Source organism: Methylophilales bacterium MBRSF5 (assembly GCA_001044335.1).
GTDB lineage: Bacteria > Pseudomonadota > Gammaproteobacteria > Burkholderiales > Methylophilaceae > BACL14.
In genome coordinates this window covers 1,182,437-1,205,650 of record CP011001.1, presented here as the reverse complement: position 1 = coordinate 1,205,650, position 23,214 = coordinate 1,182,437, and the positions used below count along the sequence as shown (strand labels likewise).

Annotated in this window: 20 protein-coding genes and 1 pseudogene; 15 read left to right on the top strand and 6 right to left on the bottom strand. The window is 36.9% G+C overall.

Annotated features, from left to right (window positions below; all coding sequences use genetic code 11):
- Positions 1-71 precede the first annotated feature (71 nt).
- The 3 genes from UZ34_06455 to UZ34_06445 are packed head-to-tail and all read left to right on the top strand — an operon-like array spanning position 72 to position 2,633.
- A complete protein-coding gene (locus UZ34_06455; protein ID AKO64980.1) occupies positions 72-725 on the top strand; it encodes a hypothetical protein in 654 nt (217 codons plus the stop codon).
- Positions 698-2,089 (top strand): type I secretion protein TolC, encoded by a 1,392-nt coding sequence (locus tag UZ34_06450; protein AKO64979.1) that lies wholly within the window; start codon positions 698-700, stop codon positions 2,087-2,089. The genes UZ34_06455 and UZ34_06450 overlap by 28 nt, the downstream gene beginning before the upstream one ends.
- The gene (locus UZ34_06445; GenBank protein ID AKO64978.1) at positions 2,079-2,633 is read left to right on the top strand and encodes an isochorismatase; all 555 of its coding nucleotides are present in this window, start codon (positions 2,079-2,081) and stop codon (positions 2,631-2,633) included. Before UZ34_06450 ends, UZ34_06445 begins: the two co-directional genes overlap by 11 nt.
- Here the strand turns inward: UZ34_06445 and UZ34_06440 are convergent.
- Positions 2,617-3,870 (bottom strand): hypothetical protein, encoded by a 1,254-nt coding sequence (locus UZ34_06440; protein AKO64977.1) that lies wholly within the window; start codon positions 3,868-3,870, stop codon positions 2,617-2,619. The genes UZ34_06445 and UZ34_06440 overlap by 17 nt on opposite strands.
- 229 nt (positions 3,871-4,099) lie before the next feature.
- Here UZ34_06440 and UZ34_06435 point away from each other — a divergent pair, with 229 nt between their 5' ends.
- The 10 genes and pseudogenes from UZ34_06435 (at position 4,100) to UZ34_06390 (ending at position 11,964) form a co-directional block, all read left to right on the top strand.
- A complete protein-coding gene (locus tag UZ34_06435; protein AKO64976.1) occupies positions 4,100-6,259 on the top strand; it encodes an NrdJa in 2,160 nt (719 codons plus the stop codon).
- Between the two features lie 9 nt (positions 6,260-6,268).
- On the top strand, positions 6,269-6,931 hold the full coding sequence (locus tag UZ34_06430; GenBank protein AKO64975.1) for an NrdJb: 663 nt from the start codon (positions 6,269-6,271) through the stop codon (positions 6,929-6,931).
- A gap of 60 nt (positions 6,932-6,991) precedes the next feature.
- Positions 6,992-7,789 (top strand): annotated as a pseudogene (locus UZ34_06425) (hypothetical protein).
- A 160-nt stretch (positions 7,790-7,949) separates the two neighbouring features.
- Positions 7,950-8,339 (top strand): hypothetical protein, encoded by a 390-nt coding sequence (locus tag UZ34_06420; protein ID AKO64974.1) that lies wholly within the window; start codon positions 7,950-7,952, stop codon positions 8,337-8,339.
- 69 nt (positions 8,340-8,408) lie between these two features.
- Entirely contained in the window at positions 8,409-8,609 is a 201-nt protein-coding gene (locus UZ34_06415; protein AKO64973.1) for a hypothetical protein, read from the top strand.
- A 9-nt stretch (positions 8,610-8,618) separates the two neighbouring features.
- Positions 8,619-9,359, top strand: a complete 741-nt coding sequence (locus tag UZ34_06410) for a dienelactone hydrolase (GenBank protein ID AKO64972.1) — start codon at positions 8,619-8,621, stop codon at positions 9,357-9,359.
- Between the two features lie 12 nt (positions 9,360-9,371).
- Positions 9,372-9,572, top strand: coding sequence for a thiamine biosynthesis protein ThiS (locus UZ34_06405; protein AKO64971.1), 201 nt, complete (start codon positions 9,372-9,374; stop codon positions 9,570-9,572).
- A 16-nt stretch (positions 9,573-9,588) separates the two neighbouring features.
- On the top strand, positions 9,589-10,356 hold the full coding sequence (locus UZ34_06400) for a thiazole synthase (protein AKO65188.1): 768 nt from the start codon (positions 9,589-9,591) through the stop codon (positions 10,354-10,356).
- 1 nt (position 10,357) lies between these two features.
- Positions 10,358-10,738, top strand: a complete 381-nt coding sequence (locus UZ34_06395; protein AKO64970.1) for a magnesium transporter ApaG — start codon at positions 10,358-10,360, stop codon at positions 10,736-10,738.
- Entirely contained in the window at positions 10,735-11,964 is a 1,230-nt protein-coding gene (locus tag UZ34_06390; protein AKO64969.1) for a murein transglycosylase, read from the top strand. Before UZ34_06395 ends, UZ34_06390 begins: the two co-directional genes overlap by 4 nt.
- A 203-nt stretch (positions 11,965-12,167) precedes the next feature.
- On the opposite strand, the gene UZ34_06385 is transcribed toward UZ34_06390, so the two are convergent.
- The 5 genes from UZ34_06385 to UZ34_06365 all read right to left on the bottom strand — a co-directional run bounded on the left by UZ34_06385 (position 12,168) and on the right by UZ34_06365 (position 18,979).
- A complete protein-coding gene (locus UZ34_06385) occupies positions 12,168-14,363 on the bottom strand; it encodes a hypothetical protein (GenBank protein AKO64968.1) in 2,196 nt (731 codons plus the stop codon).
- Positions 14,360-16,270 (bottom strand): sulfatase, encoded by a 1,911-nt coding sequence (locus tag UZ34_06380; protein AKO64967.1) that lies wholly within the window; start codon positions 16,268-16,270, stop codon positions 14,360-14,362. Before UZ34_06380 ends, UZ34_06385 begins: the two co-directional genes overlap by 4 nt.
- Positions 16,271-16,394: 124 nt before the next feature.
- Entirely contained in the window at positions 16,395-17,798 is a 1,404-nt protein-coding gene (locus UZ34_06375; protein AKO64966.1) for an ammonia channel protein, read from the bottom strand.
- Between the two features lie 10 nt (positions 17,799-17,808).
- Positions 17,809-18,147 (bottom strand): nitrogen regulatory protein P-II 1, encoded by a 339-nt coding sequence (locus tag UZ34_06370; GenBank protein ID AKO64965.1) that lies wholly within the window; start codon positions 18,145-18,147, stop codon positions 17,809-17,811.
- 34 nt (positions 18,148-18,181) lie between these two features.
- A complete protein-coding gene (locus UZ34_06365) occupies positions 18,182-18,979 on the bottom strand; it encodes a hypothetical protein (protein AKO64964.1) in 798 nt (265 codons plus the stop codon).
- A 211-nt stretch (positions 18,980-19,190) separates the two neighbouring features.
- Here UZ34_06365 and UZ34_06360 point away from each other — a divergent pair, with 211 nt between their 5' ends.
- Positions 19,191-19,424, top strand: coding sequence for a phosphoheptose isomerase (locus UZ34_06360; protein ID AKO64963.1), 234 nt, complete (start codon positions 19,191-19,193; stop codon positions 19,422-19,424).
- Positions 19,425-19,463: 39 nt separating this feature from the next.
- The gene (locus tag UZ34_06355) at positions 19,464-23,213 is read left to right on the top strand and encodes a methionine synthase (GenBank protein ID AKO64962.1); all 3,750 of its coding nucleotides are present in this window, start codon (positions 19,464-19,466) and stop codon (positions 23,211-23,213) included.
- The last annotated feature ends 1 nt before the right edge of the window (position 23,214 follow it).

The following is a 23,214-nucleotide window of genomic DNA, read 5'->3' as shown; positions in this document are numbered from 1 at the left end:
CTTCAGTCTTAACGACCAAAAATATAAGATATAATTCAAGTATTATTTTTTAATACTATTCAAAGACATATATGCATTCTGAAAAAAGTAAATTTAATATGATTGAACAGCAGATAAGAACATGGAATGTTCTTAATGAATCTGTTCTAGATTTATTTAGAAAATACGATCGTAAACTTTTTGTACCTTCAAAATATCAAGGCTTAGCATTTGCTGATTTAGAAATTCCAATTAATGCTAGTGCTTCAATGTTAGCTCCAAAAGTTGAAGCAAAAATAATCGATTCGCTAGAGTTGAATAAAAAAATGAAAGCCTTACATATTGGAACCGGTAGTGGCTTTTTTGCAGCTTTATTGGCAAGTCATGTTAAAGAGTTATACACAGTTGATATCGACTCAGAGTTTATTGCGCATGCACAACAATTACTTAAAAAAAATAAGTTAAATAACGTTAAGTACATTGTAAGCAACGGGTTTAATGGGTATTACCAAGAAGCCCCATATGACCTTATTGTATTTACTGCATCGCATGTGAAAGAGCCTCCAGGATTGAGAGAGCAACTCAATATTGATGGACAACTGTTTATTTTCGAAGGCGATCAATCGCTTCAGCATGCAAAAGTAATTAAAAGATTATCTGATTCAGAATATAGTGCTCAAACAATGTTTGAGGCCTCAATTCCTCAGCTTATTGAATCATGGGAGCCAAACAAATTTTTATTTTAAGGCTAAAGAATTTATTTACTCTTTTTCTAATCTTTTTTTATTTCAGTCATGTAACTGCTGAAGAGAAAGATCTTTTTGAGTTATATCTTCAAGCCTTACAAAATGATCCCGTCTTATCTTCTGAAAAATTTCAAAATGAAGCGGTTAAAGAATTAATCAATCAGGGCCGTTCACTTTTTCTTCCATCTATTTCAGCCACAATGAATTATGATGATCGTAACCAAGAGAGAAAATTTTTAAATACAGATGCAGCACTTGGTAGCAGTTTATTTACCAGGGGAACTAAAGCCGATTATGATGCCTATGGTTATAATATTGTAATCCGTCAACCTCTTTTTAATTATTCTGCCTATTCAACATATAAGCAAATTCTTGCACAAACCAGTTTGGCTGATAAAAAATATCATTTAGTTCAGCAAGATTTAATGATGAAGGTATCCGAGCTTTATTTTGAATCACTGTTGGCAAAAGATAAAGTTGATCTCATTCAAACTCAAAGATTAGCGATTCAAGAACAACTTCGGGAAGCTGAAATAAAATTTGAAGCAGGATTAATATCTATCACTGATATTAATGAAGCTAAAACCAAAAAAGATTTAATGGAAGTGGATTTGCTTAATGCAGTTAAAGAATTAAAGATTAAAAAAAGAGAGATTGAAGCCATTACCGGAGAATTACCTGGCGTACTTAAACCTCTAATGAATTTTATTTCATTTGAAAAAATGGACAACCTCCCAGAAGAGTGGGTAGACATTGCAATGCAAAACAGTGTAGCTATTTTAATTAAGGATGCTGAAGTAGAGGTTGCCAGAAAAGAAATTGATGTTCGTAAAGGGGATCAGTATCCAACCATAGATGCTCTTGCTGCAAGAAGGAGAACCTGGGATAAGGATGGATATGCTTTTGGTTTAAGAAATTACTCAGATACGATTGGCGTTGAGATAAATATTCCAATTTTTTCTGGTGGGTTTACTTCATCAAAAATTAGAGAAGCAGAATTATTAAAAGAAAAGTCAATTCAAGAAGCTGAGGCCTTAAAAAGGCAAGTTGAATTAGAGGTAAGAGAGGCGTATTTAAATCTTCAAACTAACCTTTCAGCAATTGATGCTTATCAGCAAGCTTTAAAATCATCTGAGCTGCAATTAAAGTCCACACAAGTCGGCTTTAGAGAAGGTCTAAGAAATAGTGTTGAGGTGTTGAATGCTCAACAAATGTTATTTTCTGCAAAATATGATTTACTATCTTCTAGGTATAATTATTTGAAGAATCTGTTAAACTTGAAGCATACTGTTGGAACTTTATCGATTAAAGATCTAGAAGAAATTAACAAATATTTAACGGTTAGTCAGGAAGATGAAAGCTGAAATACAGAGAAGTCAATTAGTCATTATTGACATGCAAGACAAGCTTGCAGGCGCAATGCCTAAAGAAGTGGTTAATAAAATGATTCAACGTTGTGAGCTTATTGCTACTTTAGCTAAAATTGAAGAAATTCCAGTTCTAGTCACTGAGCAGTATCCCCAGGGCCTTGGTAAAACACTCTCTAGTATGATTCCTTTTTTAACCCATGCAAGCTTTATTGAAAAAACAGCTTTCTCATGTGTGGATGAGCCAAAGTTTAATTCCAAACTAATAGAAACCAGAGACCAAATTATTTTAGCTGGAATGGAGTCACATATATGTATACTACAAACGGCACTCGATTTGATTGATCAAGGTAAAAAAGTATACATCTTAGAAGATGCCATAGTATCAAGAAATATTTTAAATAAACAAAATGCAATTTTCAGACTGCGCGATGTTGGTTGTATTCTAACTAATGTCGAATCAATCGTATTTGAATGGTTAAAAAATTCTGATAACCCAAGCTTTAAAACAATCGCACCATTAATTAAAAATATTTGCTAATCAGCTGAATAACCTTCTCTTCATCTTTTTTATTCTTTAAAAGAAATTTATTTAAATGTTGTTCAAAAACTTTTTTATTTTTGGTTTTAAAAAAATTATTTATTTCAACAGCTATGGCATCAGGTGTAATTTGTTTGATTACTTTTGCAGCTATTCCATGTTGTATGATCGATAAAAAATTATAAATGGATGGACCAACTAAACATGGAGTTTTTAATAATAGAGACTCAACTGGGCTTTGGGAGCCAAAGTTTTTGAAACTACCACCAATTAAAACTAAATCACTAATCGAAATATATTTATTCATTTCACCCATGGTGTTTCCAAGAACTATGGTGTTGGATTGATTAGTTTTTTTTGGATGGCTAGCTAAATTACAAGCATACCCATTTTTCAATACAAGCGTTTCTACTTCCTTGAAGCGCTGAGGGTGCCTTGGGATAATCATAAATGTAAAATCATTAAAGTTCTTTAATAACTTTATTTGTTTTAAAAATAGCTCTTCCTCTCCTTTTCTTGAACTGATCAAAGAAATAACTTTTTTAGAATTTATGTTTAAAAGTTTTTTAAATTTATTTTTTTCAGATGGCGTTAATTCTGTAATGGGCTGATTAAATTTTAAGTTACTACAAATCTGAATTTTATTATCAGTAATTGACTTGAAATTATTCTTATCATGTTCTGACTGCGCTATGATCAAATCAAATGAATCAAAAGTTGGTTTAATAAAATATTTGATGTGTTGGTATTTTGTTAGAGATTTATCGGACAATCTTGCATTAACCAATAGGGATGGAATTTTTCTTAATTTTAGTTCTTTAGTTATTCCTGGCCAAATCTCTGTTTCTAAAAAAATCGCAACCTTAGGTTTAAAATAATTTAAAAAAAGTTTGTTTAAAAACCAACTATCAAAACACAGGTAAGCTCGAAATATTCTGTTTGAATTATAAATTTCAGTATTTCTTCCGGTGGGAGTTGAATGAGTAACTAAAAAAAATTTATCTTTAAATCTGGGAACTAAGTGCGATAGTAAACTGTTGATGGCTTTAGTTTCTCCTAAAGACACACAATGAAACCAAATCAGATCATTATTTTTGATATTTTTAAGATTGTATACTCCATATCGTTCAGCTAAATGTTTTAAGTAATCAGGTTGTTTGATGCTCCGGTAAATAAACTTTATGGGAGACAAAACAATAAGAATGTGAATAAGTAACTGATATAAAAAAAATCTCATAATTATTGTTATTTTACCTCTAAAAAAAAATTTCATCCTGAAGTCTTTGATTTATATACTTTTTATCATTATTGCACTAATTTTGAGCAATTTTATGTATTGACCAACCACAATTTGATGTTACAATATTGATTAAAGACCACAACATATTGTGGTTTTAAATGATTTAAAGAATTGCTACAATTTTCTTAATTATCATTTTTTTTGCAATATATTTCAGGGGAAATTCATGTTAGAAGCCGTCCATTCAGATAAATCCGACCAAGGCGAAGTCGCAACTAAAATAGAGATGCAGTCAGTTTCTGTTGATATTTGGGATAAAAAATATCGACTGAAAAAGAAGGACGGAAATTATGTCGATGAGACGATTCAAGATACCTATGAAAGAGTTGCAGAGGCTTTGGCGGATGTAGAACCCTCCAATAAGAAAGAATGGAAAGATAATTTCTTATGGGCTTTACAACACGGCGCGATTCCAGCAGGAAGAATTACATCGAACGCGGGTGCGAAAGAACACAAACCAGCCACCAGTACAATTAATTGCACCGTTTCGGGAGCAGTTCAGGACAGCATGACTGATATTTTAGATAAAGTTCATGAAGCAGGCCTTACTTTAAAAGCAGGTTGTGGTATCGGTTATGAATTCTCAACTTTAAGACCAAAAGGAGCATTTGTCGCAGGAGCCGGCGCATATACCAGCGGACCTCTTTCATTTATGGATATATATGATCGTATGTGCTTTACCGTATCTAGTGCGGGTGGTCGTCGAGGTGCTCAAATGGCAACATTTGATATTTCTCATCCTGATGTGACTGATTTTATTAAAGCAAAAAGAGAGGACGGAAGGCTTCGTCAGTTCAACCTATCCTGTTTGATAACCAAAGAATTTATGGAGGCTGTTAAATCAGATTCAGATTGGAAACTAGCTTTTCCTGTAACCGAAAAAGAAGCCAAACAAGACAACCTTGACCTCAAAGATTCTGAAAAAATAGTTTGGCGCGATTGGCCGGTGAAAGAAAAGTACATAGTCAAAGAGTCAGGAAAAGATGCTGGGAAAGTTGCATGCAAGGTTTATTCAACCATTAAAGCGAAAAGATTATGGGATGTCATTATGGCATCAACTTATGATTATGCAGAGCCTGGTTTCATTTTGATCGACCGCGTTAATGAAATGAACAATAACTGGTTCTGTGAAAATATTCGCGCCACAAACCCTTGTGGGGAACAACCTCTTCCCGAATATGGAGCATGTCTGTTAGGTTCAGTAAATCTTACGATGTTTGTAAAAAACCCATTTACTGATGATGCCTATTTTGATTGGGATGAGTATAAAAAAGTAGTCAGTATTTTTACCAGGATGCTTGATAATGTCGTTGAAATTAATGGCCTCCCGCTTGGCAAGCAGCGTGATGAAATCATGCAGAAAAGACGACACGGTATGGGTTACCTTGGCCTTGGCTCAACACTTACGATGATGAAAATTAAATACGGTGACCCAGAATCAATTAAATTTACTGAAGAAGTGACTCGTATACTTGCTGAAGAAGGATGGAAAGTTGGCATTAAGTTAGCCAAAGAAAAAGGTTCTGCACCTATCATGGAAGAGTTATTTGAAATAACTGAGCAAATGCTTCAGATGCGACCAGAAATGAAAGCTGATGGAATCAAGGTTGGAGATAAGGTTGCTGGTAAAGTATTAATGGGAAAATACAGCAAATATATGCAGCAGTTCCCGGAAGAGTTAAGAAACGAGATCGCTGAAAATGGAGTTCGATTTAGCCACCATAGCTCAATTGCTCCAACCGGGACTATCTCATTATCATTAGCAAATAATGCAAGTAATGGTATCGAGCCATCTTTTGCCCATCATTACAGCAGAAACGTGATTAGAGAAGGTAAAAAAACTAAGGAAAAAGTAGATGTTTTTTCTTTCGAATTATTGGCTTACAGATCTTTGATCAATGATAAAGCCATGCCTTTTTCTGAAAAAGAGGATAAAGTATTGCCAGATTATTTTATTGATTCATCTACAATTAAAACAAAAAATCATGTGGATATTCAGGCGGCTGCACAAAAATGGATTGATAGCTCCATTTCAAAGACTATTAATGTGCCAACAGACTACGACTTTGAAGACTTTAAAGAGATTTATATGTATGCCTATGATAAAGGGTTAAAAGGATGTACAACATTTAGATTTAATCCAGAGGCTTTCCAAGGCGTGTTAGTGACCGAAAAAGATTTAGAAAATACGAAGTATCAATTCAAGTTAGATGACGGATCTACGGTCGAGTTAAAAGGTAACGACGAAGTTGAATACGACGGCGAAAAACACACCGCAGCTAACTTGTATGACGCTTTAAAAGAAGGATATTACGGAAAGTTCTAGGGGATAAATATGGTAAAGAAAATTGAAAAAAAGATTGTTGGTTACTCTGTATTAAATGACAAAAACGATGCCCCTAAGGCTGATGTTGTTCAACTAGGGGAGCCGCTTGAAAGACCAGAGCATATTCGAGGAACTACTTATAAAGTAAAAACACCCGTTACTGAGCACGCTTTGTATATCACAATCAATGACGTGGTGATGAATGAAGGCACTGATCAAGAACACTCAAGACCATTTGAAATATTTATTAATTCAAAAAATATGGACCATTTTCAATGGATCGTAGGATTAACGAGAGTGATGTCTGCAGTTTTTCGTAAAGGCGGCGATGTTACTTTTTTGCTCGAAGAGTTGCAAAGTGTTTTTGATCCTAATGGTGGATATTACAAAAAAGGTGGTAAGTACGTTCCAAGCCTGGTTGCTGAGATTGGTGAGGTCTTAGAAAAACATTTGATTGACATTGGCATGCTGAAAACAAAAGAGCTTGATGAACATCAAAAAAAATTAGTTGAAGAAAAAAAGAAAGAGTACTTAGATAAGAATCAAGACCAGCTTGATCAGTCTGGATTTCCTAAGGATAGTCAATTATGCTCAAAATGTAATACCAAAGCAGCCATTCTCATGGATGGATGTCTAACCTGCTTAAACTGCGGTGAAAGTAAATGCGGTTAATCATGAACTAACTGTTGCGTATCTTATCAGAACTATTAGATAAACTTTTGATAAGATACGATGCAAAAATTATTATTAATCCTTTTTTTAATCCCTACAATTTCTAATTCAGCTGGCCTTACCCAAGAGCTAACATTGCAATTAAATCGTTCCATAGTGAAAGTTCATTCTGCTAACCAGGCAGGTAACCATGGAGTGGGTTCAGGCGTTGTGGTTGCAAAAGATCATGTGGTTACTAATTGTCACGTGATCGCAAATTCAACAGGCATTCATGTCACAAAATATGGAACGAGCTATCCCCCAGAAAAATTAATCGCGGATTGGGAGCATGATATATGTATTCTCACTTTCAAATATCTTAATTTAGAGCCTGTGACATTGGGTTCTAGTTCTGATGTTGATTACGGCACTAACGTAATCGCTAAAAGCTATGGTGGTAATGCTACCAGGCCGGTGACATCAATTGGTAAAGTCAGAGATATTTTTGATTTAAAGGGTAAAAAAGTGATTCAGTCGTCAACATGGTTTTCTTTAGGAGCAAGTGGTGGTGGTTTATTTGATGAAACCGGAAAGCTATTAGGTATTACAACATTTAAGACCCCTGGGCGCGGCGCCTTATATTATTCAATCCCAATTGAGGTAGTTAAGGAGCTTATAGAAAAAGGTGAGCGCTTAGAGGTGACTACACAAGCTCAGATTCCTTTTTGGGATGAACCTCCAACCAATCTTCCTTACTTTATGAAAATAGTTAAACCCTTATTTGATGAAGATTGGAATGAATTGAAAAATATTTCTCAAGAATGGATAAAAGAAACGAATGCATTTGAGGCAAAATATTATTTTGCTAGAAGTTTATATCATCTCAATCAGGTCGAGGAATCGAAAAATGAACTCATGGAAGTGCTTGCCAAAAAAGAAAATCACTCTATGGCACATCAATTGCTATCAAAAATATATGCAGATGAAGGAAATTTGGTAAAATCTGAATACCATTCAAAAGTCTTCATGGAATTAGATAGTGAAATTCAAGAATTTAGTAAAAATTAGCTTATTATTTGTTGTATTAAATTTTCAAGCATGTTCTTACGTCAATACAGACAAGATCGGCCGTGTTTTATCAACCGATTATTATGAGCTTGATACCACTCCAAAAGACTCAACGTTATATCAGTGTGAAGAAAACAAAGAATTTTATTTGAGAGATATTTCTGGTGTTGAAGAAAACATTGATAAGTGGCTTATCTTAAAAAATATGGAGTATAGACTTAATTTCATAGACGATGAGACTTATCAAAACGACATGCTGATTCTGAAACTCTCAAACAGTCAGGTGAACATTAAAACATTAAAAGAGCAAGAAAATATGGACTTTGTTTTTTCCAATTGTAATCCTGTTCGGAGCAATTAGCATGCTTGATAACATAGTTAACATAGAGTAACTTATAGTTATATTGTTAAACTTCATGAGTTACTTATTATGGATAATAAATACGGTCTTGGAAGTTCAAAAGTAGCGACAGAAATCCACAAAAAAAATAAAAATAATGAATGTAAATTTTGTAATAACAAAGGGTTAAAATACTGCCCAACAATGGAAGATCATCAATGTGGATCGTGCAATAGATGGCAAAATGATCTCCCAGAAAACTATGCAACAGGAAGAAGTGCTGATTATTAAGGAAAGAAAATGCTAATCAAATCCCATCATATTGATATTGATACCCCTACCGGAAAGATGAGAACATATGTTCATCAGCCTGCACAAATAGGCAAATTTCCAACTATTTTATTTTATTCTGAAATCTTTCAACAAACTGGACCTATATTGCGCGCTGCACAAATTGTAGCAAGTCATGGTTATAACGTTCTTGTACCAGAGGTGTTCCATGAGTTAAATCCAATCGGAACGGTGTTGGGATATGACGACGCAGGAAGGGATAAAGGAAATGCGGACAAGGCAAATAAAGATGTTGAGTCGTACGATAGTGATAACGATGCCCTTATAAATTGGGCAAAAGAGCAAGATTGGCATAACGGTAATTTTGGAGCGATGGGATTTTGCATTGGTGGCCATTTAGCTTTTCGCGCTGCGCTAAATAAGAATATAAAGGCGACTGCATGTTTTTATGCCACAGACTTACATACAACCATCATTCCCAATAAGCCAGGTCAACACAGCATGGAGCGGTTGAAAGACATCTCGGGTGAGCTGTTAATGATTTGGGGAAAACAGGATACCCATGTCTCAACAGAGGCATTGTCTGAAATTAGACAAAAGTTATTATCAACAGATATTACATTTGAATGGCACGAATTTAATGCACAACATGCCTTTATGAGGGATGAGGGTGATCGATATGATGCTGAATTGGCCTCAATTTGTTATGAGATGTCGTTTAGATTTTTTACAAGAAACTTTAGTGCATAACGAATAAAGACCATGAAGATTTGGGTAAATGGCGAGATAAAAAATTTTGAGGAAAATTTAACTGTATACAATTTAGTAGAAGAAATTGGTGTGGCGAGTAAAAAATTTGCAGTTGAGTGTAATGGTGAGATTATTCCAAAAAGTAGTCTTAAAGATACGCTAGTAAAAGAGGGAGATAAGTTTGAAATTGTCGGAGCAGTTGGTGGTGGATAGCACTTCAGATAAATTTATAGTTGGTTCGAGAGAATTTAATTCTAGATTGTTAGTAGGCACTGGAAAGTATAAGGACTTTAAAGAGACAAAAGAAGCAATAACTGAATCTGGGGCTGAAATTGTTACTGTTGCTATTAGAAGAACCAACATTGGTCAAAATGTAGGTGAGCCTAGCCTAATTGATTTCGTACCACCCTCAGACTTTACCTATCTCCCAAATACGGCCGGCTGTTTTAATGCTGAAGATTCAATTAGAACACTGAGGTTGGCTCGTGAATTGTTAGACGGCCATAATTTGGTGAAGCTTGAAGTGTTAGGAGATAAAGAAACACTATATCCAAATGTGATTGAAACCATTGAGGCGGCAAAGGTTCTAGTAAATGATGGTTTTGAGGTCATGGTGTATACATCAGATGATCCTATTGTTGCCAAAATGTTAGAGGATATTGGCTGTGTAGCGATTATGCCTCTTGCATCTTTAATTGGTTCGGGAATGGGTATTTTGAATCCATGGAATCTTGAAATCATCATAAAGAATTCATCAGTGCCAGTTATAGTTGATGCTGGGGTTGGAACAGCATCCGATGCTTCTATTGCGATGGAGCTTGGATGCGATGGCGTATTAATGAATACGGCTATTGCTGAGGCAAAAAATCCTATCATGATGGCTGGAGCCATGAGAAAGGCTATTGATGCAGGAAGAGAAGCTTATCTGGCTGGGAGGATGGATAAAAAATTATATCAAGCTGATCCCAGTTCACCAACTTCTGGACTAATCAAATAACATGAGCCATCTGAGTAAAAAAATTGAAATCAGTGTGCTGACAGAATATATGCCTTCACACTCATCAGATGAAGAAAGCAAATATTTTTTTGCTTATTCGGTGACCATCAAAAATGAATCTGATATCAATGTCCAATTAGTCTCTCGGCATTGGAAGATAGTCAACTCTAACGGTAATATCAAAACAGTAGATGGAATCGGCGTTATTGGCGAACAACCCATCATTTATCCTGGTGATAATTTTACCTATACCAGTGCTACTGAAATAGATACACCTATAGGCGAAATGTTTGGCTCCTACTCTATGGAAACTGAGTTTGGTGAAAGGTTTGATGCAGAGATACCAAAATTTGATTTGATCATGCCGAGGAGTCTGCATTGATTAAATTTCTTCTTCCGCTCATATTTTTTATTTTCATTGGCTGTGTTCCAAAGCAAATAGAAAAAACAGATTGCCAATGTGATGAAACAGTAGAAAGTAAAAAGTCTGAGGAATGTAATGTTGTTGAGGTAAAAGAAAAGTCTGATGAAAATATTGTTCCATTTAGTCAGCTCAGGCAATCTGAGTGGTATGAGATAGATTTTATTTTAAAGAGTGACAATGTAAAAGATTCTTGGCCTGCTTGGCAAAAAAGTTGTTCTACCCTTATTAATCAAAAACAATGGAAAAAAGTGTGCAGCATTGCTAACTTAATGGAAGATCCATCTTCTGAAGAGGTTATTGAATTTTTTAAAACAAACTTTACTCTCTATAAGTCATGGAAAGATGATGGCACTGATTATGGATTAATCACTGGGTACTATCAACCTATTCTCAATGGCAGCAAGGAGAAAACAAAAAAATATTCAACCCCAATTTACAAAACACCAGAAGATTTGATTACGGTCGATTTATCTGAGCTCTATCCAGAGATGAAATATAAAAGATTGAGAGGAAAAGTTGAGGGCAATAAGTTATTACCTTACTTTTCAAGAGAGCAAATCTCATCAAGTGAGAATATCTTAAAAGGCAATGAATTATTTTGGGTGGATAATGCGGTTGAAGCATTTTTTCTTGAGATTCAAGGTTCTGGAATAATAAAATTTGAGGATGGAAGTGAGATACCTATCGGCTATGCTGATCAAAATGGCCACCCTTATCGCTCTATGGGAAGAGCATTAATTAATGCTGGTGAGCTAACAAAAGATAATGCATCCATGCAGGGAATAAAATCATGGGCCAATAAGAACAAGAAAAAGTTAAAAAAATTCCTAGATAAAAACCCCAGCTTTGTATTTTTTAGAGAGCTCGATAATGGTCTGGATGGCCCAATTGGAGCCCAAGGAGTTCCGATAACGGCTGAGAGATCAATTGCCATTGATAGACGTTATGTCCCAATTGGCTCTCCAGTATTTCTCGCGACCACATTTCCTAATTCAAATGAATCACTAAATCGTTTGGTCATTGCACAAGATACGGGAGGAGCAATCAGAGGCCCAATTCGAGCAGACTATTATTGGGGGGCAGGACCAGAAGCGGGTAAAAAGGCGGGCGCCATGAAACAGCAAGGAAATATTTGGGTTATGTTACCCAAAGAATTTAAGATCAATAAAAAAAAGGAGCAATAAGCTCCTTTTTTATACCTAAACAATAATTACTTATTGCATACGTACATTGTTACTTCAAAACCGAAACGCATTTCAGTAGCAGCAGGTGTTGTCCACATAATGTAATCTCCTTTCAATTAAATTCTGTATAAAACAGTAGATTTACTTTACTTAAAAGATCAAAAAATAAACATTTAATAACGCTGAAAAAAACCTAATGATTTTCATGAGAGTTTTTTTTGTATTTTCTTTCTATATCTTTTGGTTTCAACAAAAATATCGTACCTTATAAGAGATAGCTTATCTAATAGGGTTAAAGATTGATTATTGAATTGGAAATAATATTTAAGGAAAATATTTCTGGTCTCCCAATCAAATTTATTAAGCAGTCTTACGATGTCTTTCATCCGTTGTTTCTTGCGCGACTGGAAGCTAAGATTGCTGTAAAAATTCTTCACCCTACCTGTATCAATTAATTCAAAATCAAAGTGTTTATCATTAATGTTAATAAAGAGATTCCCCGCAGATAGGTCATTAAAAAATAAACCACGGCCATGCATATCATTAATAAATCGAGCTGTACGCTCAAAAATATGTCTTTTGCTTAACCCTTTGAATGTATTTTCAGTTTGGAAATGGAGAGCGAGGTCGTTAAAATTGTATGCATCACTGTGTGAACAAATATAAAAATTTTCAAGACCTGTCTTATCATTTTTTTTGCTAAATACTGCAATTGGAGGTGCGGTATTAATTCCTTTTGCAAGTAAGGCATTTGCCCCATTCCAAGCTCTTATGGATTTGTTAGGACGGTGTCGATCAAGGAAATGTTTATGTGGGTAGACATGTGCCGGCTTTTTGATCACGACCTTCCCTAAATTTGGAATATCATGAATCCACACTGCATTCCTAGATAGTCTAAGACTGTCTTTTTTGTCAGGACTGACTAGTTTAGATGGATGGCAGGCCTTTAAAAATGAATTTAATGCCATTTTATTGTTTACTTTAATTAGCCCATTCCATTCCGCATCATGAAGAAAAAAATACTTTTCTGAATTATGGTGAATAAAATAATGGTTAGAGATTTTGGGAGCTTGAATTAAATTAGGTTGATTTAATTTATTCCAAAAAATATAGATAGGATTTTCAGTTATGGTATGTGGTGTTTCAATCTCATTGCCAAGATGGTCTTTATATTGTCCGTTGCTTAAATCATTTAAATGATAGTGAAGTTGAATATCTTGAATTAAGTTATTTTGTGTCCATATGAGATGAATGATCTGATTATTCTTTTCAAACTCTAAGATATGAATATTTTGATCATAAGAATAATCCTTAATAAATTTAGCACCAGGGATAGTAGTGTTAAAAAAACGTAGGGCATAATACATCTTTTTAATATTAAAGTCAGAAATCTGACCCCGAGCCTCTTTGTAGTATGTGACCTGTTCTAGCTTGGGATAATCTGGCTCCTTGATGCTGTTGGAGATCAGTCCCTCACGTCCACAAATCAGTGGACCCCAAAATACTTTTGAGAAGTCACCCTTAGCTGCCAGCAGGGCAAAGTAACGAGTTACATATTTCGACCTTTGAAGATTTGGCTGTCCTATAAGTCTATTGACTCTTTTTTTACTCCAGAATGCACACGGAGATATCAGGGATTTAATATTAAAGTGCTCTGCTATAACTTTATATAGTGCTGATTTTTTATATATATCAAACTTAAACAACCTTGGATATTTTCTTAAAAAGATACGACGATCATATGGTTCCGGTTCAATCGTTCTTTCCACAAATAGATTATTTGATATCTCATCTGGTAATTGATGTTTGGATTGCAAAGACTTATATATTCCAAAATTGATAAAGGGCTCAAAGTCAGTAATATTAGGGCCGATGATAGAACGTTTATGAATTCGACACACTGAGTAAGTAGAGGCCCAGATCATGAAGAAGCTTTTAAAAGTGAGTTTTGTCCATGATGGTCTATTAATTGTGGATCCTATTTCGACTGCAAATGGTATTTCTTTAAAATCATTAAAGAATTTATTGATAAAATTTTTCCAGGCGATCATTCCATGCTCAGTTGAAATATTGACAGCATCCTTGGGTGGAGGGCTGAGATTGACAATGATTGATCCACTAAAATGTTTTAATTTTTTTAGCAATCTTGCTTTATGATTGTTCAAATCTTGGTATGTAAAATATATCCTTAAGTTTTTTACTTCAAGATCCTGAATTTTGTCTAAGATATATTCATCGGTTTCCTCATTTTCATTGCTGGCAATATTCACTCCGATAAAATTTTCGGGAACAACATGGCGTGCATCTGCTTTTTCAATATTTCTTATATTTGATCGTGCATAAAATAGAAGAAATTGTGAGAGGTATTTTAAATTTGTGAATATATGACTCAATTTCATTGTGGAGGCAATCTATAAAGTTTCTGACTATATAAAATACTGGGCAGCAGGGCATGTGCTAACTGTTTATCATAGTTAATATTATTTTTGTCGCTTGGGATAATTTTATTATTTATAAAGTCATACTTGCCATAAAAAATTTCTTGGTTAGGTTGTAAAACAAAGAGTTCGTCCTGCTCCATCCAGGCAAAGTTATCGTAGTATTGCATAATCGCTCGACCTTTATAGGACTGATCAATAGCACTCATGTCTTGTCCAATCATAGGATGTTTTGCATGGATGCCTGCTAATGAGAGTATGGTCACAGGCAAATCAATCTGGCTAGTAATTGAGCTGATGACTTTGGGATTGATACCGCCCCCCATGATTAAGCCAGGTATATGAAAGTTTTTTATTGGAATTAAGAAGTCTCCTCTGGGGCGTATGTCATGATCAGCTACAATCAAGAAAATAGTTTCCTTCCAGTAATCACTTTGTTTTGCTTTTTGTATAAATTCACCCAAGGCATGATCTGCATATTTCACAGCATTTTTTTCTGTGGCTTGCGGTTGTTCGTATAAATCAATTACACCTGCTGGAAATTCAAAAGGTGCATGATTGGAGGACGTAAAGACCAGGCTAAAAAAAGGTTGATTTTGGTTATGACGTTCTAAGAATTCTTCATGTGCCTTTTGATATAGATCCTGATCTGACGCACCCCAGCTTCCTTTGAATATTGGGTTAGTAAAATCTTTTTGTTCAATTATCTTTTTAAAACCGTTCCCAGTAAAAAAGCTACGCATATTATCAAAATGGGCTTCTCCGCCATAAATAAAACTTGTATCATAATTCTTCTCTTTTAATAAAGTAGCCAGAGTAAAAAAATTAGATTGTGACAAGGGCAGCTTCACCGTACTTTGCGCCGGTGTAGGCGGGAAACCTGAGACGACGGCCTCAATTCCTCGGACAGAACGTGTTCCTGTGGCGTACAGCTGGGTAAACCAGATGCCCTCATTTTTTAATTTTTCTAAATTTGGGGTGACCGGTACTCCACCCAGAGACTCAACAAAAGTGGCACCCAAACTTTCTTGAAGGAGGATAACAATATTTTTGGGTTTACCTTGATAGCTTGGCGTTAAAGATTTTTGGGTTGGGTATTCAGCCGGGCCCTGTTGAGATGTCAAAGAATAAATTTTATCAACATCCATCTTTCCATACACTTTTGAGGCCGAGGCTTCATGCTTCATACTATAAGCAGCGTAAAACACAGAGTATGGGGAGTTGAGAACAAGAGAATTCACCATAGCATTGTCAGTGATTGCAAACATTGCCGGATTTGCAGGACGGTGACCAAAGCTTGACCTAATGCTGATCAACATTAAGACGAGGATGATTGGCCAAATCACAAGGTGCATTAATTTATGCTCAATCTGGTTTTGTTTTCGGAATGCAAGAATGATAAGTCTTGAGAAAAGTAACACAGACCCAACCACTAAAATCGCATCCAGGGTAAATCCCTTAAATAACATTTCAAAGACTTCTCTGGGATATTTTAGATATTCTAGAAATAGGACATTAGGTCTTGTATTGTATTCATTGATAAATGTGATTGAGCATGCTTCGATGATAAATAAAATTATAAAACTGACAATGATCCAAAATCTTAAAAATGCAGAGTAAATATTTTTTGTTTGACTATTAATGAAACTGAGTGGAAAAATTAACAAGGGAATTAGAAATATTAATCCCAGCTGGATAAGGTCCACTCGAACACCTTGTACGATAATATTTAATAATTTATCGGTTGCATTAACGGCATCTAACTGCCAAAAGATTAACCCCAATCTTGATAGGCTAAAAAAAATTAAACCAAAAAGATAAGCCTTTAGAAATGGGTGGTAAGGATTGCTTGATAGCTTAGAAAACATAAGTTAATTTTTTTATTACTTATGCGAATTATACTGAAAGATTAAGCCTTATGAATAAAAAAAGGGTGCATTTACATGCACCCTTTTAGGATCACTAAGATATCTTGAAGAGAGGAGAGGTATCTTAGTTGCGGTAAGCTGTCTCACCATGTGATGATGTATCTAGACCAGACACTTCATCTTCTTCAGACACTCGAAGACCGATAACTGCGTCAACGATTTTGAATAGAATAAAGCTGATCACACCACACCATACAATGGTGAATAACACTGATTTAGTTTGTGACCAAAGTTGTGTAGCCATAGTCACACCGTCGTCATAACCAACACCACCAAATTGTGGAGCCATTAAGACTGCTAAACCAATCGCGCCGATGATTCCTGCGACACCGTGGATACCAAAGACATCCAATGAGTCGTCATAACCAAGAGCATTTTTAAGTGAGCTACATGCCCAGAAAGCAATAATACTTGCTACAAAGCCCAGTACGATTGCACCGATTGGACCAACCACTGCACAAGCAGGAGTAATTGCAACCAGTCCAGCAATTGCACCAGATGCACCACCAAGCATGGATGGTTTACCTTTAGCAGCCCATTCGATCGCTAACCAGCCAAGTACGGCAGCAGCAGTTGCAGCTTGTGTGTTAATCATCACTAAGCCAGCAGTTCCATCAGCAGCTAATTCACTACCCACGTTGAAACCGAACCAACCAGCCCATAGTAAAGATGCACCGATCATGGTTGCTGGAAGATTGTGAGGTGCCATGGCTGTTTTGCCAAGACCAATACGTTTACCGATAATGATTGCACCCACTAATGCGGCAATACCTGCATTGATGTGAACTACCGTACCACCAGCAAAGTCAACTGCGCCCCATGAGTCGATGAGTCCACCACCCCAGACCATGTGACAGATAGGTAAGTACACCAGTGTTAGCCATAATGGCATGAATAAAAGTAGTGCTGAAAATTTAATACGCTCAGCAAATGCACCAACAATCAGTGCCGGTGTTAATGCTGCGAAGGTTAACTGGAAAGTCACGAACACAAATTCAGGAATCGTATCTGACACTGAGTCTGCTGTAATGCCACTTAAAAATGCAGTACTGAGACCACCAATGTAATCATTCCATGCACCACCGTCGCTGAAAGCTAAGCTGTAACCGTAGAACACCCAAAGTACAGACATGAGTGAGAACGTTACAAATACTTGCATCAACACGGATAACATATTCTTAGCTCTCACTAGTCCACCGTAAAAGAGGGCTAAGCCAGGAATGGCCATCACAATGACGAGGATGGTTGCCACGATCATCCATGCGGTATCGCCGGTATCAATCGTCGCTTCTTCTGCAGCTTCTTCCGAAGCCATTGCTTCATCTCCTGCTGGCATCTCTTCCATCTCTGCCACCAGAAATGAATTGTCACTGAACACTGAGGTGTCAGCAAAACTGATATTAGTAAAGCCCATTAAGAAAAGACTGATGAGACTTACTAATCCTAATTTGGATAATAATTTTTTCATACTGATCTCCTTATAGCGCATCTTCGCCGGATTCACCGGTTCGGATACGAATAACTTTTTCTAAATCAGATACAAAAATCTTACCGTCACCAATTTTTCCTGTGACCGCAGATTTTTCAATTGCATCGATTACCTTTTTTTCGAGCTTGGCAGCAATAGCGACCTCGAGTTTTACCTTTGGTAAAAAGTCGATAACGTACTCTGCACCTCGATAGAGTTCAGTGTGACCTTTTTGTCGTCCAAAGCCCTTTACTTCAGTCACGGTGACACCTTGTACACCGATATCGGACAGGGCTTCTCTGACTTCATCAAGCTTAAACGGCTTGATAATCGCAGTGATTAATTTCATTGTTATTCCCCTTAAATTAAATTTTAAGAATTAATTAAAATTCTTTTGCTACGTAAAATATGTGTCTTGACTCACCAAGGTATTTACCATCAACTTTGCCCCAAGTGGTTTTTGATTGATTGGTTGTGGTGAAGTTATAGCCGACATTCAGACCCATTACTTCTTTGTCTAGACCAACAAGATAGTCAGAGTAGCTGTATGGATCATGAGCGTTTCCTTCAAATTCTTGACGACCATAATGAAGACTTGCAGTTAAGCCATCAATGCCCATGTACTGACCTACGTCATGATCATAGTCAACTGACCAGTAGTAAGTACCTTTGGCACTATCAGGTAGACCGCCAGCGACTGAGTTACCCCATGTCCAAGCATCTTCAGTCATTACTTCATAATAAGTAACTGCTAAGTCCTTGTAGCTTAAACCTGCATACAGCTCTAGTGTATTTGCTGCAGCTTGACCTGTTTTAAGCTCTCCTGGATAGAAATATTGTAAGAAACCAACATCATAACCGATGCCTGTTTCACCAAATTCACCGGCATAACCTCCATAAACATCAACCTCTAGTGAGTGACCACTGTCAGATTGTTCTGCATCACGAAGCCAACTAATGTTAGAAGCCCAAAGGCCTAAGTAAAAACCGCTAGAATGTTCATAATCGACACCGCCTTGTAAGGCAGGGTCATTATGTGTTTGAGTATATCCACGGAAAACGTATTCAGAAAACAAACCAACGTTATAAGATACGCTGTGGTCTGATTCGGCTTCCTCCGCAAAAATACTCATCGTTGGCATTGTTAAGGCAGCTGCCAACGCAAGTTTTAAAGTTTTCATAAAATACTCTCCTAAGATTTTATAATTTATAAAATGTTTAAGTGATCCGAAAAAAACATAAACATGTAATTCTTATAATGCAATTTCCGTGCCAACTTAAATTTCATAGCTGAATTAATTTATTATTGGGGAATAACAATGTTAATTTTCTGCCTTATGTAAATCAGAAAACTCTGTTAGAATCAACGATTTACAACGATATGTTATATAGATGAAAGACAAGTTTCAAAATATTTCTGACAAAATTCGTGAATTATTAAAAAATTCACCATTAGAGGACATGGAAAACAATATAAATGCACTAATTAAGAACAAGTGCACTGATTTGGGGCTTGTTTCTCGTGAAGAATTTGATGTGCAAACCGAAGTGCTCCGCAAAACCCGTGAAAAGTTAGAAGCCATGGAAAAAGCCTTGGCTGAGTATGAAACTAAACAGTCAAAGTAATCTCATACAGAAAACCATTTATACACACCCTAATAATCCATGGACCCATATAAAAATACAGATGAGTTTTTAAAGGCTGAATTAAAGAAGCGTATTCTTTTTATGGATGGTGCGATGGGTACGATGATCCAACAACACCAATTTGTTGAAGCAGATTACCGGGGTGAGCGATTTAAATCTTTCGCGGCCCCAGAAGGCCAACGTGAATTATTTTTAAAAGGAAATAATGAGCTTCTCAGTATTACCCAGCCTACTGTCATTCAAAAAATCCATGAGGATTACCTAGCTGCGGGTGCAGACATTATTGAAACCAATACCTTCGGTGCAAATAGCGTGGCCCAGGAAGATTACTTCATGGCTAGCCTCGTGAAAGAGATGAATATCGAGTCGGTTAAATTAGCGAAGGCGGCGGCAGAGAAATATTCCACCGAAGATAGGCCGCGATTTGTGGCCGGCGCGATCGGACCAACACCCAAAACGGCTTCCATATCACCAGACGTGAATGACCCGGGTGCTAGAAACATCACCTTCGACCAGTTATTTGATTCTTATGCTGAACAGGCGGAGGCTCTCATATCTAATGGGGCTGACATTATTCTGATTGAAACCGTGTTTGATACCCTGAACTGTAAAGCAGCCATTGCTGCAGTGCAATCTACATTTGATCAATTAGGAAAAACTCTCCCAATCATGATTTCTGGGACGGTCACTGATGCTTCTGGGCGTATCTTATCAGGCCAGACGGTGACAGCATTTTGGAACTCGATTCGACATGCGAAACCTTTGACTATTGGATTAAACTGCGCCCTAGGGGCAGCACTCATGAGACCGTATGCTGAAGAATTGTCTAACATTGCCGAAACCTTTGTGTGTATTTATCCAAATGCGGGACTACCTAATCCAATGTCAGATACTGGGTTTGACGAAAAACCAGAAGACACGTCTACCTTATTAAAGGAATTTGCTGAGAGCGGTTTTGTGAACGTGGCTGGTGGGTGTTGTGGAACGACACCGGAGCATATTCTTGCGATTACCCAATCACTCAAAAATATTCCACCCAGAACATTACCAACGATTGCAAAAAAAATGCGCCTATCAGGACTCGAGCCAATGATTATTGGCGACGATGATTTATTTGTGAACGTTGGTGAGCGAACCAATGTGACTGGTTCACGAGTTTTTGCCAAGTTAATCATTGATGAAAATTATGAGGAGGCCGTCAGTGTAGCTAGGCAGCAGGTTGAAAATGGGGCTCAGGTCATCGATATCAATATGGACGAGGGTATGCTAGATGCCGAGAGGGCGATGACGACATTCCTCAATTTGATTGCCTCTGAGCCAGATATTTCTAGGGTGCCGATTATGATTGATTCTTCAAAATGGTCAGTCATTGAAGCTGGTCTCAAATGCATTCAGGGTAAACCGATAGTCAATTCGATCTCATTAAAAGAGGGTGAAGAGAGCTTCATTCATCAAGCTAAATTATGTATGCAGTATGGCGCAGCAGTGATTGTCATGGCTTTTGATGAACAAGGACAAGCGGATACTTATGAGAGAAAAATTGAAATTTGTGAGCGTGCTTACAACATTTTAAAAGACACGGTTGGCTTCCCGGTGGAAGATATCATTTTTGATCCAAATATTTTTGCCATCGCTACAGGAATTGCAGAGCACAACAATTATGCGGTCGACTTTATCAATGCGACCAAGTGGATCAAGGATAATCTGCCTCATGCAAAAATTTCTGGTGGGGTATCCAACGTGAGTTTCAGCTTTAGAGGGAATGAGGCTGCGAGGGAGGCCATCCATACCGTATTTTTAAATCATGCCATAAAGAACGGGATGACCATGGGTATCGTTAATGCAGGCATGATTGGGGTGATTGATGATCTGACGAAAGAGTTAAAAGAGGTGGTTGAAGATGTGGTTCTAAATCGCCGCGAGGATGCTACCGATCACATGATTGAAATTGCTGGTTCCCTGCAAGGAAAGAAAAAAGAAAAAGATACTAATGAGTGGCGAGGTTCTGATACTCAGCCTGTGTCTGTTGAGAAAAAAATCGAGTACGCCCTCATTCATGGCATCACTAATTACATCGAGGAAGACACAGAAACAGCTCGTTTACAGATCATGGAAAGTGGTGGTCGTCCGATCAATGTGATCGAGGGGCCCCTAATGGATGGTATGAATGTGGTGGGCGATTTGTTTGCTGAAGGAAAAATGTTTTTGCCTCAGGTGGTTAAATCAGCCAGGGTTATGAAACAGGCGGTGGCCCACCTGATTCCATTTATTGAAAAGGAAAAGGAGGAAGAGGAGGCCAGGACGGGACAAAAATCCAAACCAAAAGGCAAAATGCTGATCGCAACCGTTAAGGGCGATGTCCACGACATAGGAAAAAATATTGTTTCTGTTGTGCTCCAATGTAATAACTTTGAAGTGGTGAACATGGGCGTGATGGTTCCTTGCGCTGAAATTTTAAATAAGGCGAAAGAAGAAAATGTCGACATCATTGGGCTATCTGGGTTAATCACTCCATCCTTAGAAGAGATGGCTCATGTTGCCAGTGAGATGCAAAGAGATCCCTATTTCAGGTCGGTAAAAATGCCACTTTTAATTGGTGGGGCAACAACATCAAGAGCACATACAGCGGTCAAGATTTCACCTAATTATGAGGGCCCGGTTGTGCATGTGGCAGATGCATCTCGATCCGTATCTGTGATGCAGTCGTTATTATCATCAGACACCAAGGTGGACTATATCGAGAAACTAAAAGCAGATTATGAAAAAGTCCGACAACTTCATGGGCAAAAAAAAGGGGTGAAATACATTAGCTTAAAAGCTGCTAGAGAAAACAAATTATCTTTAAATTTCAATCCAATAAAACCAAAGTTTATTGGAAGAAGAGTATTTAAAAATATTAATTTAAATGAATTAATTGATTTTATTGATTGGACTCCATTTTTCAAGACATGGGATTTGGCTGGAAGATACCCACAAATTTTACAAGATGAGGTGGTTGGTGATACCGCAAATCAATTATTTGATGATGCCCAAAAGATGCTGAAGAAAGTAATCAATGACAGAAAATTAAAAGCTCATGCGGTAGTGGGTTTTTGTAAGGCACATGCAATTGAGGATGATATTGCCATATCAGATGAGCAAGATAACTTACAATTTACCTTTCATACGTTAAGGCAACAATCGGAAAAACCAATTATTAGCGGTAAGCCCAAGCCAAACTTATCATTAAGCGATTTTATTGCTCCACAAGAGTCTCTTATTGATGACTACATCGGCATGTTCGCTGTGACGGCTGGTGATGGTGGTGAATTTTATCTGAACCAATATGAAAAAAATAAAGATGATTACAGCGGCATCATGTTCAAGGCATTGATGGACCGATTGGCTGAGGCATGTGCAGAATATATGCACTTAAGAGTCAGGCAAGATCTCTGGGGTTATGCACAAAAAGAAAAATTATCCAATGAAGAACTAATTCAAGAAAAATATCTTGGAATAAGACCAGCACCTGGATATCCTGCTTGCCCTGAGCATTCTGTGAAAGAAGATCTCTTTAAGTTTTTGAAGACGGATGAGATCGGGATGTCCTTGACTGAAAATTACGCTATGATTCCGGCCTCCTCTGTCTCAGGATTTTATTTTGCTCATCCAGAATCTACCTATTTTAGTGTCGACAAGATTGATGAGGATCAATTAAATGATTTTGCCAATCGATCTTCAATGGATGTGGATAATGCTCGACGGTTACTATCTTCTAATATAAAGTAGT